This is a genomic window from Kitasatospora arboriphila (assembly GCF_039528095.1).
GTDB lineage: Bacteria > Actinomycetota > Actinomycetes > Streptomycetales > Streptomycetaceae > Kitasatospora > Kitasatospora arboriphila.
This window is the reverse complement of sequence record NZ_BAAALD010000058.1, coordinates 19,855-36,402: the sequence shown is the minus strand read 5'-3', so window position 1 is coordinate 36,402 and position 16,548 is coordinate 19,855. Positions and strand designations below refer to the sequence as shown.

Annotated in this window: 12 protein-coding genes; 7 read left to right on the top strand and 5 right to left on the bottom strand. The window is 73.9% G+C overall.

The features are described 5' to 3' along the window. Positions 1-285: 285 nt before the first annotated feature. The 5 genes from ABD353_RS25965 to ABD353_RS25945 all read left to right on the top strand — a co-directional run bounded on the left by ABD353_RS25965 (position 286) and on the right by ABD353_RS25945 (position 5,667). Positions 286-954 carry a hypothetical protein gene (locus ABD353_RS25965; RefSeq protein WP_344626091.1) on the top strand — a complete coding sequence of 223 codons (669 nt, stop codon included), beginning with the start codon at positions 286-288 and terminating at the stop codon, positions 952-954. A 196-nt stretch (positions 955-1,150) separates the two neighbouring features. Next, positions 1,151-1,855 (top strand): TNT domain-containing protein, encoded by a 705-nt coding sequence (locus ABD353_RS25960; RefSeq protein ID WP_344626090.1) that lies wholly within the window; start codon positions 1,151-1,153, stop codon positions 1,853-1,855. A gap of 198 nt (positions 1,856-2,053) precedes the next feature. Continuing rightward, entirely contained in the window at positions 2,054-4,090 is a 2,037-nt protein-coding gene (locus ABD353_RS25955) for a thioesterase domain-containing protein (protein ID WP_344626089.1), read from the top strand. A 1-nt stretch (position 4,091) separates the two neighbouring features. Next, the gene (locus ABD353_RS25950) at positions 4,092-5,357 is read left to right on the top strand and encodes an ATP-grasp domain-containing protein (protein WP_344626088.1); all 1,266 of its coding nucleotides are present in this window, start codon (positions 4,092-4,094) and stop codon (positions 5,355-5,357) included. Positions 5,358-5,514: 157 nt separating this feature from the next. Beyond that, positions 5,515-5,667, top strand: a complete 153-nt coding sequence (locus ABD353_RS25945; protein WP_344626087.1) for a hypothetical protein — start codon at positions 5,515-5,517, stop codon at positions 5,665-5,667. A gap of 31 nt (positions 5,668-5,698) precedes the next feature. On the opposite strand, the gene ABD353_RS25940 is transcribed toward ABD353_RS25945, so the two are convergent. The 5 genes from ABD353_RS25940 to ABD353_RS25920 form a co-directional block, all read right to left on the bottom strand. Further along, positions 5,699-6,469, bottom strand: a complete 771-nt coding sequence (locus ABD353_RS25940) for a hypothetical protein (protein WP_344626086.1) — start codon at positions 6,467-6,469, stop codon at positions 5,699-5,701. After that, entirely contained in the window at positions 6,453-7,682 is a 1,230-nt protein-coding gene (locus ABD353_RS25935; RefSeq protein ID WP_344626085.1) for a hypothetical protein, read from the bottom strand. Before ABD353_RS25935 ends, ABD353_RS25940 begins: the two co-directional genes overlap by 17 nt. 58 nt (positions 7,683-7,740) lie before the next feature. Then, complete coding sequence (locus ABD353_RS25930; protein WP_344626084.1) at positions 7,741-10,695, bottom strand: AfsR/SARP family transcriptional regulator; 2,955 nt, start codon at positions 10,693-10,695, stop codon at positions 7,741-7,743. Between the two features lie 184 nt (positions 10,696-10,879). Next, entirely contained in the window at positions 10,880-12,163 is a 1,284-nt protein-coding gene (locus ABD353_RS25925) for a cytochrome P450 (protein WP_344626083.1), read from the bottom strand. Continuing rightward, a complete protein-coding gene (locus ABD353_RS25920) occupies positions 12,160-14,421 on the bottom strand; it encodes an alpha/beta fold hydrolase (protein ID WP_344626082.1) in 2,262 nt (753 codons plus the stop codon). The genes ABD353_RS25925 and ABD353_RS25920 overlap by 4 nt, the downstream gene beginning before the upstream one ends. Positions 14,422-14,650: 229 nt before the next feature. Here ABD353_RS25920 and gntD point away from each other — a divergent pair, with 229 nt between their 5' ends. Both gntD and ABD353_RS25910 read left to right on the top strand, forming a co-directional pair. Next, positions 14,651-15,703, top strand: a complete 1,053-nt coding sequence (gntD, locus tag ABD353_RS25915) for a guanitoxin biosynthesis L-enduracididine beta-hydroxylase GntD (RefSeq protein WP_344626081.1) — start codon at positions 14,651-14,653, stop codon at positions 15,701-15,703. Further along, complete coding sequence (locus ABD353_RS25910; RefSeq protein ID WP_344626080.1) at positions 15,700-16,548, top strand: dimethylarginine dimethylaminohydrolase family protein; 849 nt, start codon at positions 15,700-15,702, stop codon at positions 16,546-16,548. The genes gntD and ABD353_RS25910 overlap by 4 nt, the downstream gene beginning before the upstream one ends.

Genomic DNA, 16,548 nt, shown 5'->3' with positions numbered 1-16,548 from the left:
AGCTGATCCCGGCGGCGGTGGCGGTCAGGGCGGCGGCCGGCAGGACGGTTCCGCGTCGGCCGGTGCGAAGGGACATGCGTGTTCCGTTCCTCCCCCGGGTTCCGTCGGGCGAGGACGCCGCGACGCGCATCCGCGGCCAAGCTAGACCGCGGGCGGCCCCGCCCCGGTTTTCATCCGGTCGGACGGGAGCCCGCACGACCGTGGCGGGAGCGGGGACGGCAGCGGCGGCGGAGGCCCGGCCCGGGCGCCCGGCCCTGTGGTACGTTCCGGGACCGGGGGGCTGTCATGGACGAGACCGCGGACGCACGTGCCGAACTGGACCGGCTGGGCCGGTCGTTGCGGGAGCAACTGGTCGTGCTGATCACCGACCTGGCCCCCGGCGCCGACCTCGGCCTGCTGTTCCTCGACGCACCGTCGGTCGCCGACCGGCACGAGCCGCTGCGCCACCACTACGCCGCCGTGTTCCGCGGCGAACGTCCCGCGGCCGTGACCGCCGCCGGGACCGCCTCCCGCGCGGCCGCCCTCCTCGGCTCGGCCGGCTGGGACGTCACGGCCTCGGAGGAGGACGACGACGGGCAGCGCTGCAGCATGGTCCTCGCCCACCGCGACGGCATCCGCATCCGCGTCCGGACGGGCGACCACACGTCCGCCGTGATGTTCGGCGGCCGGACGCCGGCGCTGGCGTTCGGCCCGGCGGAGCCCTTCCGGCAGCCGGAGCCGGTGCGCACACCGGACACCCTCACACCCGGATACCTGCTCTGCTACGAGTGCGACGGCCTCGGGTGGTGCCCCGGATGCGGCGGCCGGGGGTGGGTGCCCTCCGAACCCCGCGGACGGACCCGCTGCCGGGTGTGCCGCACCGAACGCGTCTGCCCGATCTGCCGTGGCGGGGGCGAGCTGGCCGCCTCCCAGCTGTCGGACTACCAGCGGGGCTACTACCCGGAGCTGGACTGAGCCCACGGCCCCGGCCCCGGCGGCCGCCGGCCCTGGTCTACCGTCAGATCGATTAGCCCGCACGTGTGTTCTCCGACCGGCCGCCGCCGGGGTTCTTCGCGCGCGGAGGGGGTTGCGTGTGCAATGACGGTGCTGTCGGGCGCCGTGCCTCCGGGCACCCGTGCCGCCCGTTGACCCGGTCCCCTTGGAGCTGCCCGTGCGCTCTCTCACGCTCGTCTCGTTGTCCATGGCGGCCGCGCTGCCGCTGACGCTCGTCGCCGGCGCCGGGGAGGCCGCGGCCGCCGCGCCGGCCCGTGCGGCGGCCCGTCAGCTGCCCGCGGACTGTCCCGACCTCCTCCCGCCCGACGACCCGGCCGTCCACTACTGCGGCCGCCCCGAACTCGGTCCGGCCGTCCTGCCGACGACGGGGCCGGTGGCGGCACTGCTGAAGGGCTACCACCGGCTCGGCGGCCTGCAGCCGACCCAGTTCCTCGACTGGTACCGCGTCGGCGACCAGTGGAAGTACCCCGGCAACCGGGGCTTCGCGGAGCTGAACGGCGTCCTCGACATGCACCGGCGGACGATGGCGCCGGGCGGTCTGCTGGACCGCTTCGGGGCCGACACCGGCAAGTACCTGGCGACCGGCGGGACGCCGTACGCCGAGCGCGCCCTGCCGCCGGACTCGCTCAACGGCGCGGGCAACGGCTACCACTGCTACGTGGTGAACCGCGACTTCGACGTGCAGGCGGGCCACATCGCGGCCGGCTTCGCCCAGCCCGGCTTCGGCGTCCAGGAGTGGCTGGACCCGGCCCTCAAGCCGGCCGACTTCGCCGACTCCGAGACGTACAACGTCGCCAACCTGGTCAAGCACGAGTACCTCGCGGACACCGCACCCGAGCGGTGCGCCGCGAACCGCCCCTGAGCGGCCGCCCGCACGCAGCGTCCTGACGGAGAGGGCGGGGGGCCCCCCCGCCCTCTCGGCGTGCCGGGACGCCCGTCCGGCTCCCCCGTAGGGAGGGGACGGCCCGAAAGACCCGACGCCGTGCCCATTACCGGCCCGACGGCGATGCCCAATCATGACGGGAGAGTCCATCGCGGGCACGCCAGGAGGGGACCGGGCATGAGGGTAGACGAACTGTTGCCGTTGTGGGCCGGACGCGGCACGGGCCTCCCGGTCTTCTGCCTGCCCCACGCCGGCGGCTGCGCGTCCGCCTACCGGGGCATCGCCCGGGGCGCACCCCCGGAACTCGGCCTGCAGCCCGTCCAGCTCCCCGGCCGGGAGACCCTCGCCCGGCTGCCCCTCTGCGACGACGTGCCGCACCTGGTGGACCTGCTGGGCACGGCCCTGCGGCCGCTGCTGGACGAGCCGTTCGCGCTCGCCGGGCACGGCATGGGCGCGCTGCTCGCCGCCGAGCTGACCGCCTGGCTGGAACGCCGCGGGGCCCCGGCGCCCCGGCTGCTGGTCGTCTCCTCCTGCGGCGGCGACCTTGGGCCGGACGCCATGCCGACCGGCGACCTCGGCGACGCCCGGCTGCTCACGGGGCTCGCCGGGCTCGGCCGGACGGCCCCCGGCCCGACCGCGGACCCGGAGACCAGGGCCCACCTGCTGGACGTCCTCCGCAACGACCTGCGCCTGATGCGCCGGTACCGGCCGGGCCAGGGCCGGCTGACCGTCCCCGTCCTGGCCATCGGCGGCGACCGCGACCCGGCGGTGACCGCCACGGCGCTGGCCGCGTGGCGCCACCGCACGGACGGCGACTGCCGCGTCGAACTCCTGCCGGGCGGCCACTTCGTCCTCCACGAGCAGGCCGCGGCGGCGTGCGCCCTGATCGCGCGGCAACTCCGGCAGGTGGCACGGCCGTTCGACGTCCTGTCCGCGGCGGACCGGGCACGGCTGCCGGCCGGGCTCGCCGACGCCTTCCCGGCCTCCGCGGAGCAGTCGGCGCTGCTGGCCGACCGCCGGGGGCCGGGCCGGGACGTGGTCGGCGTGCACGTCGAGGCGCCGTTCGACGAGGAGCGGTTCCGTACCGCACTGCGCACGGTGACCGCCCGCCACGACTCCCTGCGCAGTTCGTTCGCGGCGGCCGGGTTCTCCGTGCCGCTGCAGCTCGTCCGGGCGGAGGCGGACCCGCCGCTGGAGGTCGAGACCGGCGGCGGCGCCGCACTCGTCCGCGCCTTCCAGCGGCGGCGGTTCGCCCCCGGCGCCGACGCGGCCGGGCCGCCGGCCTTCCGCTGCCACGTCGTCCGTGAGCCGGCGTCCTTCAGCGTCTCGGTGGCCGCCCACCACGCCGCCGTGGACCGCTGGAGCGTGTGGGTCCTGCTGACCGAGCTGGTCGCCCTGTACGAGGCCGAACTCACCGGTTTGCCCGCCGAGTTGCCCGACGTCCCGCCGGACGGGCACCGGCGGCTGGCCGTACCCGAGTACGCGGACCCGGCCTCCGCGGCGTTCTGGCTCGCCGAGGCGAACGCACCGCCGCTGCTCCTGCCGCTGCGTGCCGCCGACGCCGTCCCCGACCCGGACGAGGCACGGTTCATCCCGCTGGACGGGCCGGCCGTCGACCGCATCCGCGCGGCCGCCGAGGAGGCGGGGGTGCCGCCGAAGAGCCTCTTCCTCGCCCTGCACGTCTGGTCGCTGGCGCAGGCGACCGGACGCGACAGCGACATCGTCACCGGCCTGGTGACGGACTGCCGGCCCGCCGGCACCGGGTCCGACCACCTGGTGGGACGCTTCTCCAAAACCCTTCCGCTGCGGCTGCGGACCACCGGCGGCAGCTGGGCCGACCAGGCCAGGCGGGCCTGGAGCGCCGAGCGGAACACCGCGGCGCACCGGCACTTCCCGCCTGCGGAGATCGAACGCCGGCTGCGCCGGGCGCCGTTCGACGTCGCCTTCGGCTTCACCCGGTTCCGTCCGCGCCACCGACTGGAGCACCTGGAGACCGCCGTCGGCTCCTGGTGGTCCGTCGGCGGGGCGGGCATCCCGCTCGGCGTGGACGTGCTGCTCGGCTCGCCCGACCTCGGCAGCGGCGTGCTGGTCGCCTTCGACCCCGGGCTGGTCAAGGCCCCGGTCGTCGACGAGTACGTCCAGTCCTTCACCTTCGCACTGCTGTGCGTCGCCAACTCCCTTCCGTTCGTCATGCGCACCTTCCCCGGAGGCTGACATGCTGGTGATCGCCTACGACCACGGGGCCGCCGCTGCGGCGGAGATCGCCACGGCGCTGGCCGCGGACACCCCGCTCGCCTTCCTCGTCCCGCGGACCGACCACACCGTCCAGGTCCGGCCGCTGCTGGAGCAGTTGGGCACCGTCGTCGACCTCGCCGGTGACGACCGGGACGTCGCCCGGGTGCGGGCGCTGCGCCCCGACGGCATCGTCACCTACAGCGAGCCGATGCTGCGGGACACCGCCCGGATCGCCGCCGCCCTGGGGCTGCCGGGCCACCGGCCGGAGACCGTGCTGCTGCTCACCGACAAGGAGCGGCAGCGCCGGCGGCTCGCGCAGGCCGGGGTGGACTCGGTGCGCCACCACCCCGTCCACCGCCCGGAGGACTGGGCCGCGGCCCTGGACGCCGTCGGGCTCCCGGCCATCGTGAAACCGCTGTACGGCGGCGGCAGCCGGGACACCCACCTCGTCCGGGACGAGGAGACCCTCGCCCGGCTCGCCGAACGGCACCCCGCCGGCATGATGGTCGAGGAGTACCTGCAGGGCAGGCCCAGCCTGCCGTACGGGGACTACGTGTCGGTCGAGAGCCTCTGCGCACCGGACCGGATCACCCACGTCTCCGTCTCGGGCAAGTTCCCGATGGCTCCCCCGTTCCGCGAGCAGGGCCAGTTCTGGCCCTCGGCGCTGCCCCCGCAGGACGTGGCCGCGGTGGCCGACCTGACCACCCGGGCGCTGCGCGCGCTCGGCGTGGACTTCGGCGTCACCCACACCGAGGTGAAGCTCACCGCCCGGGGGCCGCGGATCATCGAGGTCAACGGCCGGCTCGGCGGGCTCGTCAACGAGATCAGCCGCCGGGCGGCGGGAGTCGACCTGATCCGGCTGGCCGGCCTGCGGGCCACGGGCAAGGACGACTGGGCCGAACCGGAGCCGATGGACCGGGTCCACTTCCAGTACTGGGGTGCCGGGCCCGCCGAGCGGTGCCGGCTGACCGGCGTCGAGGGCGGCCGGGAGGCCCGGGCGGTGCCGGGCATCACCGCCTACCGCCCGATCGTCAAGCCCGGCCAGTGGCTGTTCGACGGCGGGATGACCTGCCAGCTCGACATGGTGTGCGGAGAGGCGGCGTCCCACCGGGAGATGTTCGCGGTGCTCGACGAGGCGCTGGGGAGGATCGCCTACGACTTCCGGTTCGAGGACGGGCGCACCGTCCGGGTCACACCGCCGCGGCCGTGGAGCGAGGCCGCCGGTAGCGCGTCGCCGCAGGTCTGACGGCCTCCGCCGCGGCCGCTATCGCGGTGGCGGCGGAGGCGATAGTGCACCGATGCGGTGGCAATGGGCGGCCTTCCTAGCGTGAGCATCACGAGGAAACGCCGAGCAGGGCGCCACCGCCCGCCGGCCCGGCCCCGCCGACACATGGGAGACAGCGATGACCAAGCTCATGTTCGTACGTGCGTGCGCATGCCTGCTGGCCGCCGTGGCCCTCACCGCGGCCGCCGACTCCCTGGAGTCGCAGACCGGCCCCACCCACCCCGTCCACGTCGTGGCCGACAACCCCTGGGGCCCGGGCCCGCAGTCCTGACACCCGGTTCGCAGCCCTGGCGCGGTCGGGGTCAGACGGGCGGCATCAGGTCGCTCTCGCTGACGGTGTACGTCAGCAGGGGGTAGGTGAAGTCCGCTTCGTGGTTCTCGCGGCGCCGCAGCCGGTAGAACTCGCGGCTCTGCTCGTCGTCGGCCGCCACGAGGCGTGCACCGTCCGGGAGGTGGGCCTGATCGTCGCGGAAGCGGACGAAGGTCTTCGAGGTCCGGAACGTGACGCCCAGCCAGTGGTTGTCCGACGCCGGGACGGTCGTGTCGAGCACGATCCTGTGCCGGAGCCGCCGGTTCGAGGCGACGGAGAACGCGACGACGCCGTTGTGGGCGAGCGGGATCTCGAACCCGTCGAGATCCGGCTCCTTGGATTCGAAGATCAGCTTCCTGGACGGGCCCGCTTCGGGACGCAGGTAGCAGGAGAAGACGGCGATGAACGAGTCGTCGGCCAGATCGAGGGCCTGGTCGGAGTGGGCGCCCATGGTCCGGTAGGCGTCGGTGTAGCGCTCGACGAGGGCGTTGTTGAAGCCGACCGGGAGCGCCGCACCGTCCTGGATCCGCTGCGCCAGCCGTTCGTGCACCGCCCGGAAGCGCTGCGCCGGGCTGCCGTACCGGGTGGTGGTGCGCACGAGGGGCACGCCGCCCGCCTCGTCGACCCTGGTGAGCACGGCGCCCTGGCGGCCCCTCCCCACGTCCTCCAGGCGGGCCGACGCGGCCAGCTCGGCGAAGAGGTCCTCCGCGGCCGGCAGGGTGCACGAGACGATCTCGTCCGCGATCCTAGGCCCGGGGTGCACCGTAGTCTCCCGTGTTCATACTGAAGAGCAGTTCGTCGCCGTAGTCGACGAAGGACGAGGACCTGTTCTCCTCGGCGTACAGCCTGCGCAGCTCGTCCATGCCCTCCGGTGTGGGCGGCCCCAGCCGCACCGGGCCGCCGGCCGCCTTGAGGAAGGTGCGGCCGTCCTTGTGGACGGCCTCGGCCTTCGAGCAGCGCACCACGTAGCCCAGTCGGGTCGGGAGCAGCTCGGCGTCCAGCGCCGAGGGCCGGATCTCGTGCGTGTACAGGCGGTTGGTGGACAGCGGCACGAAGAACACGGAGCCGGGGTGGAGGGTCACGGTGAACTGCGCCGGGAGCGCGGCCCCGTCGTGTCCTGCGGTCGGCTCCTTGAGGCGGAAGTGCAGCCTGGTCAGCGCGCTGACGCCCTTCACGCCGCGGTCGAAGGCGTCCTCGGCCGAGGGCTGCAGCCCGTCGAGCCGGTCGTAGAAGGTGCAGAAGGCCATGATGCCGTTGACGGGCATGTCCTTGGTCTTGTCGGCGTGGGCCGAGATCTTGGCCTTGGACTGCTTGCGCCCGTCCGTGGCGGGGGTGTTGTGGTAGATCTGGGCGAGCACGTGGTTGAGCGGAGCCTGGTTCCGGAAGACGGCGGCGGCCTCGCGGTTGAGCGCCTCGACGATCTCCGTGTCGGTCGGGCGGAAGCCCTCGGTCGGCCCCGAGAGGTTCGTGGAGCAGCGGAGCAGGCGGAAGTGCAGCTCCTCGCCGTCCCGGGTGACGGGCGTCAGGTAGATCCCGCTGCGGTGGGCCGTTCCGGGCTTGGTGGACTCCGTCAGGGACTGGAAGGCGTGCTCCGCACGGATCCGTCCGAAGTGGTCGGCGTCGGGGTCGAAGAAGCGGGGGTAGTACACGCCCGCGCCGTGCACCCGCACGGGGACCCGGCCGAGGCCGACGACCGTCCACGGCTCGTCGGCGTCCTCGCGGTGACCGTGCGACAGCTCCCGGACGACGAACACCCGGGCCGCCGCCCGCAGGTGGTGCCTGCTGGTCCCGGAGACGTCACCGCACAGGTAGACCGTCCTCCCCGCGAGGTCGGGCGCGCCGGAGGCGAGCTCCTCCGGTGTGACGGTGGACCCGAAGAAGTCCCTGACGACGTCGTTGTCCTGCAGCTCCGAGGGTGCGACCAGGACGGTGCGTGCGGCCTCGATGCAGGCTTCTGCCGGCTCTGTGGTGTCCATCAGACCTTGATCGTCCCACGGGGGCCCGACAGCGGGCAACGGAATGACTCGGGAGGGCCTAGCGGTTGACCCCGTCCAGCCGTGCCAGGGCCGTTCGGGCCCGGGTGAGGGCGGCTTGGTGGTCGTGGTCCTCCAGCACGCGCAGGGCCTCCTCCAGCAGGTTCCTCGCGCGGCCGTCCAGGCCCTGGGCGATGCACACCTCGGCGAGGCTGACCCGTACCTGTGCGGCCGCGTGCAGGTGTCCGGCCGCTTCGGCCGTGACGAGGGCGCCCTCCAGGCAGCCTGCGGCCTCCGCGTGGTCGCCCCTGGCCATGTGGGTGTCGCCCAGGCCGTGCTGGACGATGCACTCCCCCAGCGAGTCGGCCTGTCGGCGGACGATGGCGAGGGCCTCCCGGTACCAGCGCAGTGCGTCGTCCAACCGCCTTTGGCCGAGGCAGAGTTGCCCCAGGCGGTGGAGGCTCATCGAGGCGACCCGCGAGCTGCCGATCGACTGGCAGATCCGCAGTGCCTCGGTCAGTTCCTTTTCGGCCCGGCCGGGGTCGCCGCCGGCGGCGTGGATCGGCGCCATGTTGGACAGGACGTGGGCGCGGCCCAGCGGGTCCCCGGCGAGCCGGAAGAGCTCGGCCGCCCGTTCGTACCGCCGGAGTGCGCCGTCGAGGTCGCCGACGGTGTGCAGGCACAGCGCGATGTTGCGGTTGGCCAGGGCGGTTCCGCCGGTCTCGTCGAGTTCCTCGAAGAGTGCCAGCGATCTCTCCAGGTGGGGAAGCGCCCGGCCGGCCTGCCGCTGCGAGAGGTGGAGCGATCCGAGCGAGCAGCGCACCGCCGCCTCGCCGCGGACGTTGCCCGTCCGCCGGACGAGTTGCAGGGCCGTCTCGTGGCTCTCCTGCCAGTCGGCGTAGTGCTGCCGCACTTCGAAGAGGGTGACGAGTTGGGTGGCGGCCTCCCAGCACTCCTCGTCGAGGCCGTGTTCGGCGGCGAGGCCGACGGCGGCGAGGAGTCCGGGCCGTTCGGTGTCCAGCCAGCCGAGCGGGTCGGTCAGGACGTGCCGGACGACGGCCTCCGGGGCCTGCCAGCGGGCGGAACCGCCGCGGACGACGGTGTAGTTGCCGCCCCACAGCTGGGCCTGGGCGAGGTCCATCAGGCCGAGCCAGCCCGCGAGGACGGCGCGGACGGTGCGGGCGCGCTGTTCGGCGGGGAGCCGGTCGACGGACTCCCTGAGGTAGAGGCGGACGAGGCTGTGGAAGCGGTAGCGGGGGTTGTCGGTCGGTTCGGCGTCGGTGGCGACGAGCAGCTGGCTGGTGGCGGCCTCGTCGATGACGTCGTTGGCGTCCTCGGTGTCGCCGCCGAGGATCGCGCCGGCCATCCAGCCGGGTAAGGCCTCCGCGCCGAACAGGCTGAGGTCGCACAGGAGGTCGCGCAGGTCGGGCTTGAGCGTGTCGAAGGTCGAGGAGATGGTGCTGCGGACGGCCCGGTTGCCGTGGGCGAGTTCGTCGAGCCGTCGGCGCTCGTCGTGGATGCGGTGGGCCATGGAGGAGATCGTCCGGTGCGGCGAGGCGGCGAGGCGGGCGCCGACGATGCCCAGGGCGAGCGGCAGCCGGTCGATCTCGCGGACCAACTGGGCGCTGGCCAGGGGTTCCTGGGAGACCCGCCGGTCGCCGACGATCCGGCCGAGGAGTTCGACGGCCTCGGTCTGGGTCAGCACGTCCAGGTGGACGGACTCCAGTTCGGGGAGGCCGGTCTGCGGGCGGCGGCTGGTGACGACGACGCCGCAGTCCCGGCCGCCGGGCAGCAACGGGCTGATCTGGTGCTCCTCGGCGGCGTCGTCGAGGATGACCAGGATCTTCTTCTCGGCGACCAGGCTGCGGAACATCGCGGCCCGCTCGTCGAGTTCGTCGGGGATGTCGCCGGGCGGGACGCCGAGCGCCCGCAGGAAGTGGTCGAGGACCCGGACCGGCGCCGCGGTGACGGTGTTGCTGCCGTGCAGGTCGTAGTAGAGCTGTCCGTCGCCGAAGCGGTCCTGGAGGGCGTGGGCGACGTGGACGGCGAGGGCGGTCTTGCCCGTCCCGCCGGGGCCGTACAGGTTGACGGCCCGGTAGGGGTGGTCCTCGGGCCCGCGCGGGTCCGCCAGGACCGCGGTCAGCCGGCGGACGGTCTCCTCGCGGCCGATGAAGTAGCGGGACTGTCTGGGGAGTTGGCGCGGGGCGGCGGGTCCTTCGGGCTTGCCGTAGCCGGGGTTCAGCTCGGGTGCGTCGCGGAGTATCTCCTGTTCGAGGCGGCGCAGTTCGTCGGAGGGTTCGATGCCGAGTTCCCGCACCAGCAGCCGGCGGCCCTCGCGGTAGATCTGGAGGGCGTCGGAGCGCCGTCCGGCGCGGTGCAGGGCGAGCATCAGCTGGCCGCGGAGCTTCTCGCGCAGCGGGTGTTCGGCGATCCGGTCGGCGAGTTCCTGGATCAGTCCCCGGTCGCGGCCGCGCAGCAGTTCCAGGTCGAAGTACTCCTCCAGGACGGTGAGCCGTTCCTCGTCGAGGGCGACCGCCCGGCGCTGCAGGACGTCGCTGTCCACGCCGCCGAGCGCGGGCCCGCGCCACAGGGCGAGCGCCTCGCGGTAGGTGCGCACCGAGGTCTCGAGGTCCCCGGCGTCGCTGGCGGAGCGTGCGCCGCGGACGAGTTCGGTGAAGCGGTCGACGTCCCGGCGGCCCGGGGCGAGCATCAGGGCGTAGCCCACGGGGTGGGTGACGAGGGCCTCGCTCATCCCGATGACGCCGAGGGTCTTGCGCAGGGTGGAGATGCAGATCTGGATCTGGGTGCGGACGGTGGTCGGCGGGTCCTCGGCCCAGACCACCTCGCTGAGGTGCTCGACGCTGACGATCTCCCGCGGCCGGCAGGCGAGGGCGGCGAGCAGGAGCCGGCTCCGCCTGGCCTGGAGGGGTACCGAGGTGCCGCCGCGCGTGACCTCGAACGGCCCGAGGAGTGCGAAGTGGACGTCGTCGTCCGCATCGTGCGGCTGCAGCCCCATCTGGTTCCTTTTCTGGTGGATTCCGTCCGGCGGGCCCGATCGGCCGTCCTGCCTCGTGAGCGGACGGCGACCGTGAGTGGCGATACGAGCCGCGGGTAATGCTCGCATGCTTCATCCGTGGGCGAAACCAGTCTGTCGACGCGGTGTCAACATCCTTTCGGAACAACCGATGGGAGGGGGCCGCTCACCCCTGCGGGCCCGTCGGGCGCAGTGTCATGGCGACCGGCATGCTGCCCAGGCCGGCGATGAAGTTGGACCGCAGGCGCCGGACGGGGCCGGCCGGTTCGAGGTGTTCCAGCCGGCCGAGGAGTTCGGTGAACAGCTCGTTCAGGGCGATCCTCGCCAGGATCGCGCCGAGGCAGTAGTGGGCGCCGGCGCCGAAGGTGATGTGGCGGTTGCCGGTGCGCCGCAGGTCGAAGCGGGCGGCCTCCTGGAAGACGGTCTCGTCGCGGTTGGCCGAGCCGACCCAGGCGGCGACCGCCTCGCCCTTGCGCAGCACGCCGCCCTCCAGTTCCACGTCCTCGACGGCGTGCCGCAAGAAGCTGCTGGCGGGGGAGGTCCAGCGCAGGCCCTCTTCGACCAGCGAGGGGACGAGTTCGGGGTGCCGGCGGGCCTCGGCGAGCTGGTCGGGGTGCTCCAGCAGGGCGAGGACGGTGCCGGTGAAGGCGTGCGGGGTGGTGGCGTTGGCGCCGAGCAGCAGGCTGTAGCAGTTGTAGACGGTCTTCGCCCGGCTGCCGAGTCCGGCCAGCAGGTCGAGCAGGTCGCCGCTGCCGTCCGGCCGGGCGGCGGTCTGCTCGGTGAAGTAGGAGAAGAGCTCGTGGTGGGCGATGGCCAGGGTGGCGTGCCGGTTGCGGATCTGGAAGCCGGGGTCCTCGGGGGACGCGGCCATCGAGGTCCACCGGACGAGGTCGGGCCAGTCCTGCTCCGGGATGCCCATGAGCGCCCCGGTGAACGTCATCGGGAAGTCCAGGGCGGCGGTGACCAGGTCGAAGGGCCGGCCGTCGGCGGCCGGGGCGAGGACGGCGCGGGCGGCGGCCCGGATGCGGGGCCGGGCGGCCTCCAGGGCGTTGCGCTGCAGGGCGTGCTGGAGCGGGCGGCGCAGTGCGGCGTGGTCGGGCGGGTCGGTGGAGACCATCATCTGGCCGGCGGCCTCGTCGCCGTGGCCGAGCTGGTCGAGCAGGCTGCCGCGCTCCGAGGTGAACGCGCGGGAGTCGCTGAGGACCCGGCGGACGTCGTGGTAGCGGGTGACCGAGGCGAAGTTCCGGCCGTCGGGCAGGGTCTGGCGGTGCAGCGGTGCGGCCCGGCGCAGGTGTGCCCAGATCCGGTGCGGGTCGCCGTCGGCGTGCAGGCCGGGGTCGAAGAGGTCCACCGTGTCGAGGTCCACCGTGTCGAGGTCGACGTCGGGGGCGGGCTCGGGGGCGGGCTCCTGCCGGGGGTCGCTGCCGGTGTGCCGGGTCAGGACGGTCATCGGGCCTCCCCCGGCCGGCCGGGCGCCGCGACGGTGGCGAGCGCGGCGCCGAGGGCGTCGACGTACCGGTCGACCAGGGTGCCGGGGACGAGCGCGGGGTCGTGCGCGACCAGCACCCCGCTGCCCAGGTCGGGTGCGTCGATCATCGCGTCGACGCCGAGCGGGAAGCTGGCCTTGTCGTAGGACCACCACTCGTCGACCTTGAACCTCAGGTCGTCGACCTGCCGGTACGGGTGGAAGTGGGTGAAGTTGAAGGAGACGTCGAAGGCGGGCCGGCCGAGGCCCTGTTCGATCGCCGAGAGCGGGTGGCGCCGGTGGGCGAGCAGGCGCTGTTCGGCCTCCCAGGTCCGCCCGGCGAGTTCGGCCCAGTCGCCCTCGACGGACCGCAGCCGCAGCGGGACGGTGTTGAGGAAGAGCCCGATCAGTGCGGCGGATCCGGGCACCTCGGGCCTGCCGTTGGCCACCAGGCCGGTCACCAGGTCGCGGTCGCGGCCGGTGGCGAGGGCGAGGGCCCGCAGGTGCAGGGAGAGCAGCAGGCTCTTCAGCGGGACGCCGGCGTGTTCGGCGGCGGCCTCCAGACGGGCGACGTCCGCCGGGTCGAGCGGGAGGTGGCGGGTCGCGACCGGGTCGGGGACGGCGCCGTCGGGGCGGTCGGGCAGGAGCAGCGGTGGCACGTCGGCCTCGGCCTCCCAGAACGGTGCGGACTCCGCGGCGGCCGCCTCCAGGGCGACGAACTGCCGGTGGCCGTCCGCCGGTACGGCGGGCAGCTGCGGGGTGCGGCCGGCCAGTTCGGCGTCGTAGCAGGTGAGCAGTTCGACCATCAGCTGGGCCATGCTCCAGCCGTCGATGACGGCGTGGTGGATGGCCAGGGTGAGCCGGAAGGCCTCGGGTTCGCGGGCGATGTGGATGCGGAAGGCGGGGGGTGTGCCGCAGTCGATGCCGGTGGCGAGGTGGCGTTCGCGGAAGGCCCGGACGAGTGCCTCGCCGTCGCCGGTCTCGATCTCCACCGGGACGGTGACCTCGGGGTGGACGAGCTGCACGGCGGTGGAGTAGGTGGCGAGGTCGAAGGAGCTGCGCAGCAGCGGGTGGCGCCGGGTGAGCGCGCCGAGCGCGGCGCGGAACCGCTCCTCGTCGAAGGGCGCGTTGACGCGCAGGCCGACGAGGTCGTTGTAGAGGCTGGGGTCGCCGGCGAGTTCGCAGAGGTAGATCAGCCCGACCTGGAGGGTGGAGGCGGGGTAGGCGTCCTGCAGGCCGGCGGGCAGCAGGGCGCGGTCGGCGGGGCCGAGTCCGTCGAACGGCCGGTGGGTGGGTTCGGGTGCGGCGGCCGGGGTGAGGAGCGGGACGAGTTCGGCGACGGTGGAGGCGGTGAGGAGGCCGCGCAGGGGGAGGTCGAGGCCGCGTTCCTTGAGATCGCCGACGACGGCGAGGGCGATCAGCGAGTCGCCGCCGGCGGCGTAGAAGTCGTCGTCCGGGGTGATGCCGTCGTCGCCGAGGTGGTGGCGCAGCACGTCGAGGAGGGTCTGCTCGGGTGTCCCCGGGCGTTCCGCGATCAGGGCGGCGACGGTGCCGGGGTTCTCGAAGACGGCGAAGTGGCCGCCGGGGAGGATCTCGACCCGGCTGCCGGCGGTGGTGCGGTTGCGCCAGGTGGTGAGTGCCTCCTCGTCCGCGTCGGGGTCGTCGGTGCCGCCGAGGGCGAGGATCGGGACGTTCACCGTGTCGTAGGTGGGCCGGTAGCCGCGGACGAGCCGGAGGTCGTTGCGGATGGTCTCCAGGATGAAGGAGAGCATCTCCTCGTTCTGCAGGACCTCCGGTGCGGTGCCGCCCAACTCGGTGAGGACCTCGGCCAGTTCCTGGTCGGTCCGGTCGCGGGCGGCCATCCGGTTGTGCCGGAAGTCGCCCGCGTAGGCGGAGACGACGAGCAGCTCGGGGGCGGGCCCGCCGTTGCGCTCCAGCCAGGCGGTCAGCTCGGCGGCGATCAGGGAGCCCATGCTGTGGCCGGCCAGGACGAAGGGCCGGTCGAGCCGGGGCAGCAGGCGCGGGCCGAGCCAGTCGACGAGCTGCCGGGCGTCGTCGACCAGGGGCAGCGCGACGAGGTTCTCGCGGCCCGGCAGCTGCACCGGCTGGAGGTTGACGGCCGGGCGCAGGTCGCGGGCCAGGGTGCGGAAGGCACCCGCACCGGCCCCTGCGTGCGGCAGGCAGAAGACCGGGAGACCGGGGAGGTCGTTCTCCCAGAACGGCAGCAGATCCTCTGTCCTCATGCGGGGTTCCTCTCCGGGTTCGGGCCGACTGCCGTCATCGTCCGGGGTGTCCGCGGTGCGGGTGTACCGGCCGGGCGTCGGCTTTCCGGGGCGCTCTCCGCCGCGCGGGGGAGGCGGTGGTGCGCCGGGGCCGCCGGCATCCGCCGCGCGGCGGATGCCGGGGCCGATTCCACTCCCGGGGCGGATGGTTCCGCCGGTCCGGCTCGGCGAGTTTGGTACCGCAGAACGAATGGCGGACCAGCCGGTCCGCCCGCCGAGAAAGCGGGCACTGATGAACTCCAAGAAATTTCCCCGGGACGTGGGTGTCTACCGGGTCGACGGCGGCGAACTGGAGCGGATCGAGCGCCTGGTGGCCCGGGTGCGGAAGCAGTTCGCCACCGCCTCCGACACGGACTTCCTGTTCCACGCGGCGAGCCTGGCGACCGGGCTCCCGGACGGCCTGGTGGACTTCCTGCGGTCGTTCGAGCTGCACGAGACCACCGCAGGCGTGGTGGTCAGCGGGCTGCCGGTGGACGACGACGCGATCGGCCCGACTCCCCCGCACTGGTCGCAGCAGCCGGAGCCGTCCTCGACCGTGCGGGAGGAGGTCTTCTTCGTGCTGCTCGCGGCGCTGCTCGGCGAGCCGTTCGGGTGGTCGACGCTGCAGTCCGGCCGGATCATCCACGACGTGCTGCCCGTCCGCGGCGAGGAGACGGCGCAGAGCGGGCACGGCAGTTCCGACCTGCTGGAGTGGCACACCGAGGACGGCTTCCACCCGTTCCGCTGCGACTACCTCGGGCTGATGGCGCTGCGGAACCCGACGGGGGTGGCGACCACCTTCGCCGGCGTCGGGAGCCTCGCGCTGCCGGCCGAGGTGACGGAGGTGCTGCAGCAGCCGCGGTTCCTGATCCGGCCGGACACCGAGCACCTGCGCACCGGCCCGGCGGGCAGCAGCGTGCACGACATCGCGGCGCGCACCAGCCCGGTGCCGGTGCTGTTCGGCAGCCGCACCGAGCCGTACCTGCGGATCGACCCGTACTTCATGGACGCCGTCCCCGGGGACCCGGACGCGACGCACGCGCTGAAGTGCGTGGTGGCCGCGCTGGAGGCGGACCTGGAGGACCTGGTGCTCGACCCGGGCGAGGTCGCCTTCGTCGACAACTACCGGGCGGTGCACGGCCGGCGGCCGTTCGAGGCGCGGTACGACGGGACGGACCGCTGGCTGAAGAAGGTCGTCGTCGCCCGGGACCTGCGCAAGTCGCGGGAGTTGCGGAGCAGTGCGCGCTCGCGGGTGGTGGCATGATCCCGCAGGCGGTGGCGCGGCCGTTCCTGCTGCGCGATCCGGAGCACTTCCGGATCGAGTTCGAGATCAACCCGTGGATGGCCACCGGTTCGCAGCCGAGCCCGGAGCTCGCCAGGGCGGAGTGGGAGGCGCTCGGTGCGGCGCTGCGCGGGGCGGGCGGGGTGGTGCACACCGCACCGTCCGACCCCGACTGGCCGGACATGGTGTTCCCGACCGACACCGCCGTGGTCAGCGGCGGCCGGTTCCTGCGGTCGCGGTTCAGCCGGCCCGAGCGGGGCGGCGAGGCACGGTTGGCCGCCGAGTGGCTGACCGGCAACGGCTGGCAGGAGATCCGCACCGCGACCTGGGATTCGGCCGCCCGGCTGGAGGGCGGTGACGTGCTGGCGTTCGGGGAGCGGCTGCTCGCCGGGCACGGGATGCGCAGCACGGTGCAGGCGCACGCCGGTCTCGCCGCGGCCTTCGGCCGCGAGGTGGTGCCGGTGCGCCTGGTGGACCCCCGGTTCTACCACCTGGACATGTCGGTCTGTCCGCTGGACGACCGGCGGGCGCTGGTGTTCCCGGGGGCGTGGGACGGGGAGAGCCGCCGCCGGCTGCTGGACCTCGTCCCCGAACCGCTGGTGGTGACCGAGCAGGAGGCGCTGACCTTCTGCGTGAACTCGGTGGTCATCGGCACCTCGGTCGTGATGTCCGCGTGCCCCGCGCGGATCGGCCGCCGGCTCGAGGCGTGGGGCTTCGAGCCGGTCGTGACCCCGATCGACCAGTTCACCAAGGGCGGCGGCGGCATCCGCTGCATGACCCTCGACCTCGATTTGCTCGCCCAAGGCGTTCCCGCCGTCCGACCGTAG

Excerpts from the sequence above, each read along its gene's own strand:
- ABD353_RS25965 (WP_344626091.1), top strand. The coding sequence starts at position 286 with ATGGACGAGACCGCGGACGCACGTGCCGAACTGGACCGGCTGGGCCGG.
- ABD353_RS25955 (WP_344626089.1), top strand. The coding sequence starts at position 2,054 with ATGAGGGTAGACGAACTGTTGCCGTTGTGGGCCGGACGCGGCACGGGC.
- ABD353_RS25950 (WP_344626088.1), top strand. The coding sequence starts at position 4,092 with ATGCTGGTGATCGCCTACGACCACGGGGCCGCCGCTGCGGCGGAGATC.
- ABD353_RS25945 (WP_344626087.1), top strand. The coding sequence starts at position 5,515 with ATGACCAAGCTCATGTTCGTACGTGCGTGCGCATGCCTGCTGGCCGCC.
- ABD353_RS25935 (WP_344626085.1), bottom strand. The coding sequence starts at position 7,682 with ATGGACACCACAGAGCCGGCAGAAGCCTGCATCGAGGCCGCACGCACC.
- ABD353_RS25930 (WP_344626084.1), bottom strand. The coding sequence starts at position 10,695 with ATGGGGCTGCAGCCGCACGATGCGGACGACGACGTCCACTTCGCACTC.
- ABD353_RS25925 (WP_344626083.1), bottom strand. The coding sequence starts at position 12,163 with ATGACCGTCCTGACCCGGCACACCGGCAGCGACCCCCGGCAGGAGCCC.
- ABD353_RS25920 (WP_344626082.1), bottom strand. The coding sequence starts at position 14,421 with ATGAGGACAGAGGATCTGCTGCCGTTCTGGGAGAACGACCTCCCCGGT.
- gntD (WP_344626081.1), top strand. The coding sequence starts at position 14,651 with ATGGCGGACCAGCCGGTCCGCCCGCCGAGAAAGCGGGCACTGATGAAC.
- ABD353_RS25910 (WP_344626080.1), top strand. The coding sequence starts at position 15,700 with ATGATCCCGCAGGCGGTGGCGCGGCCGTTCCTGCTGCGCGATCCGGAG.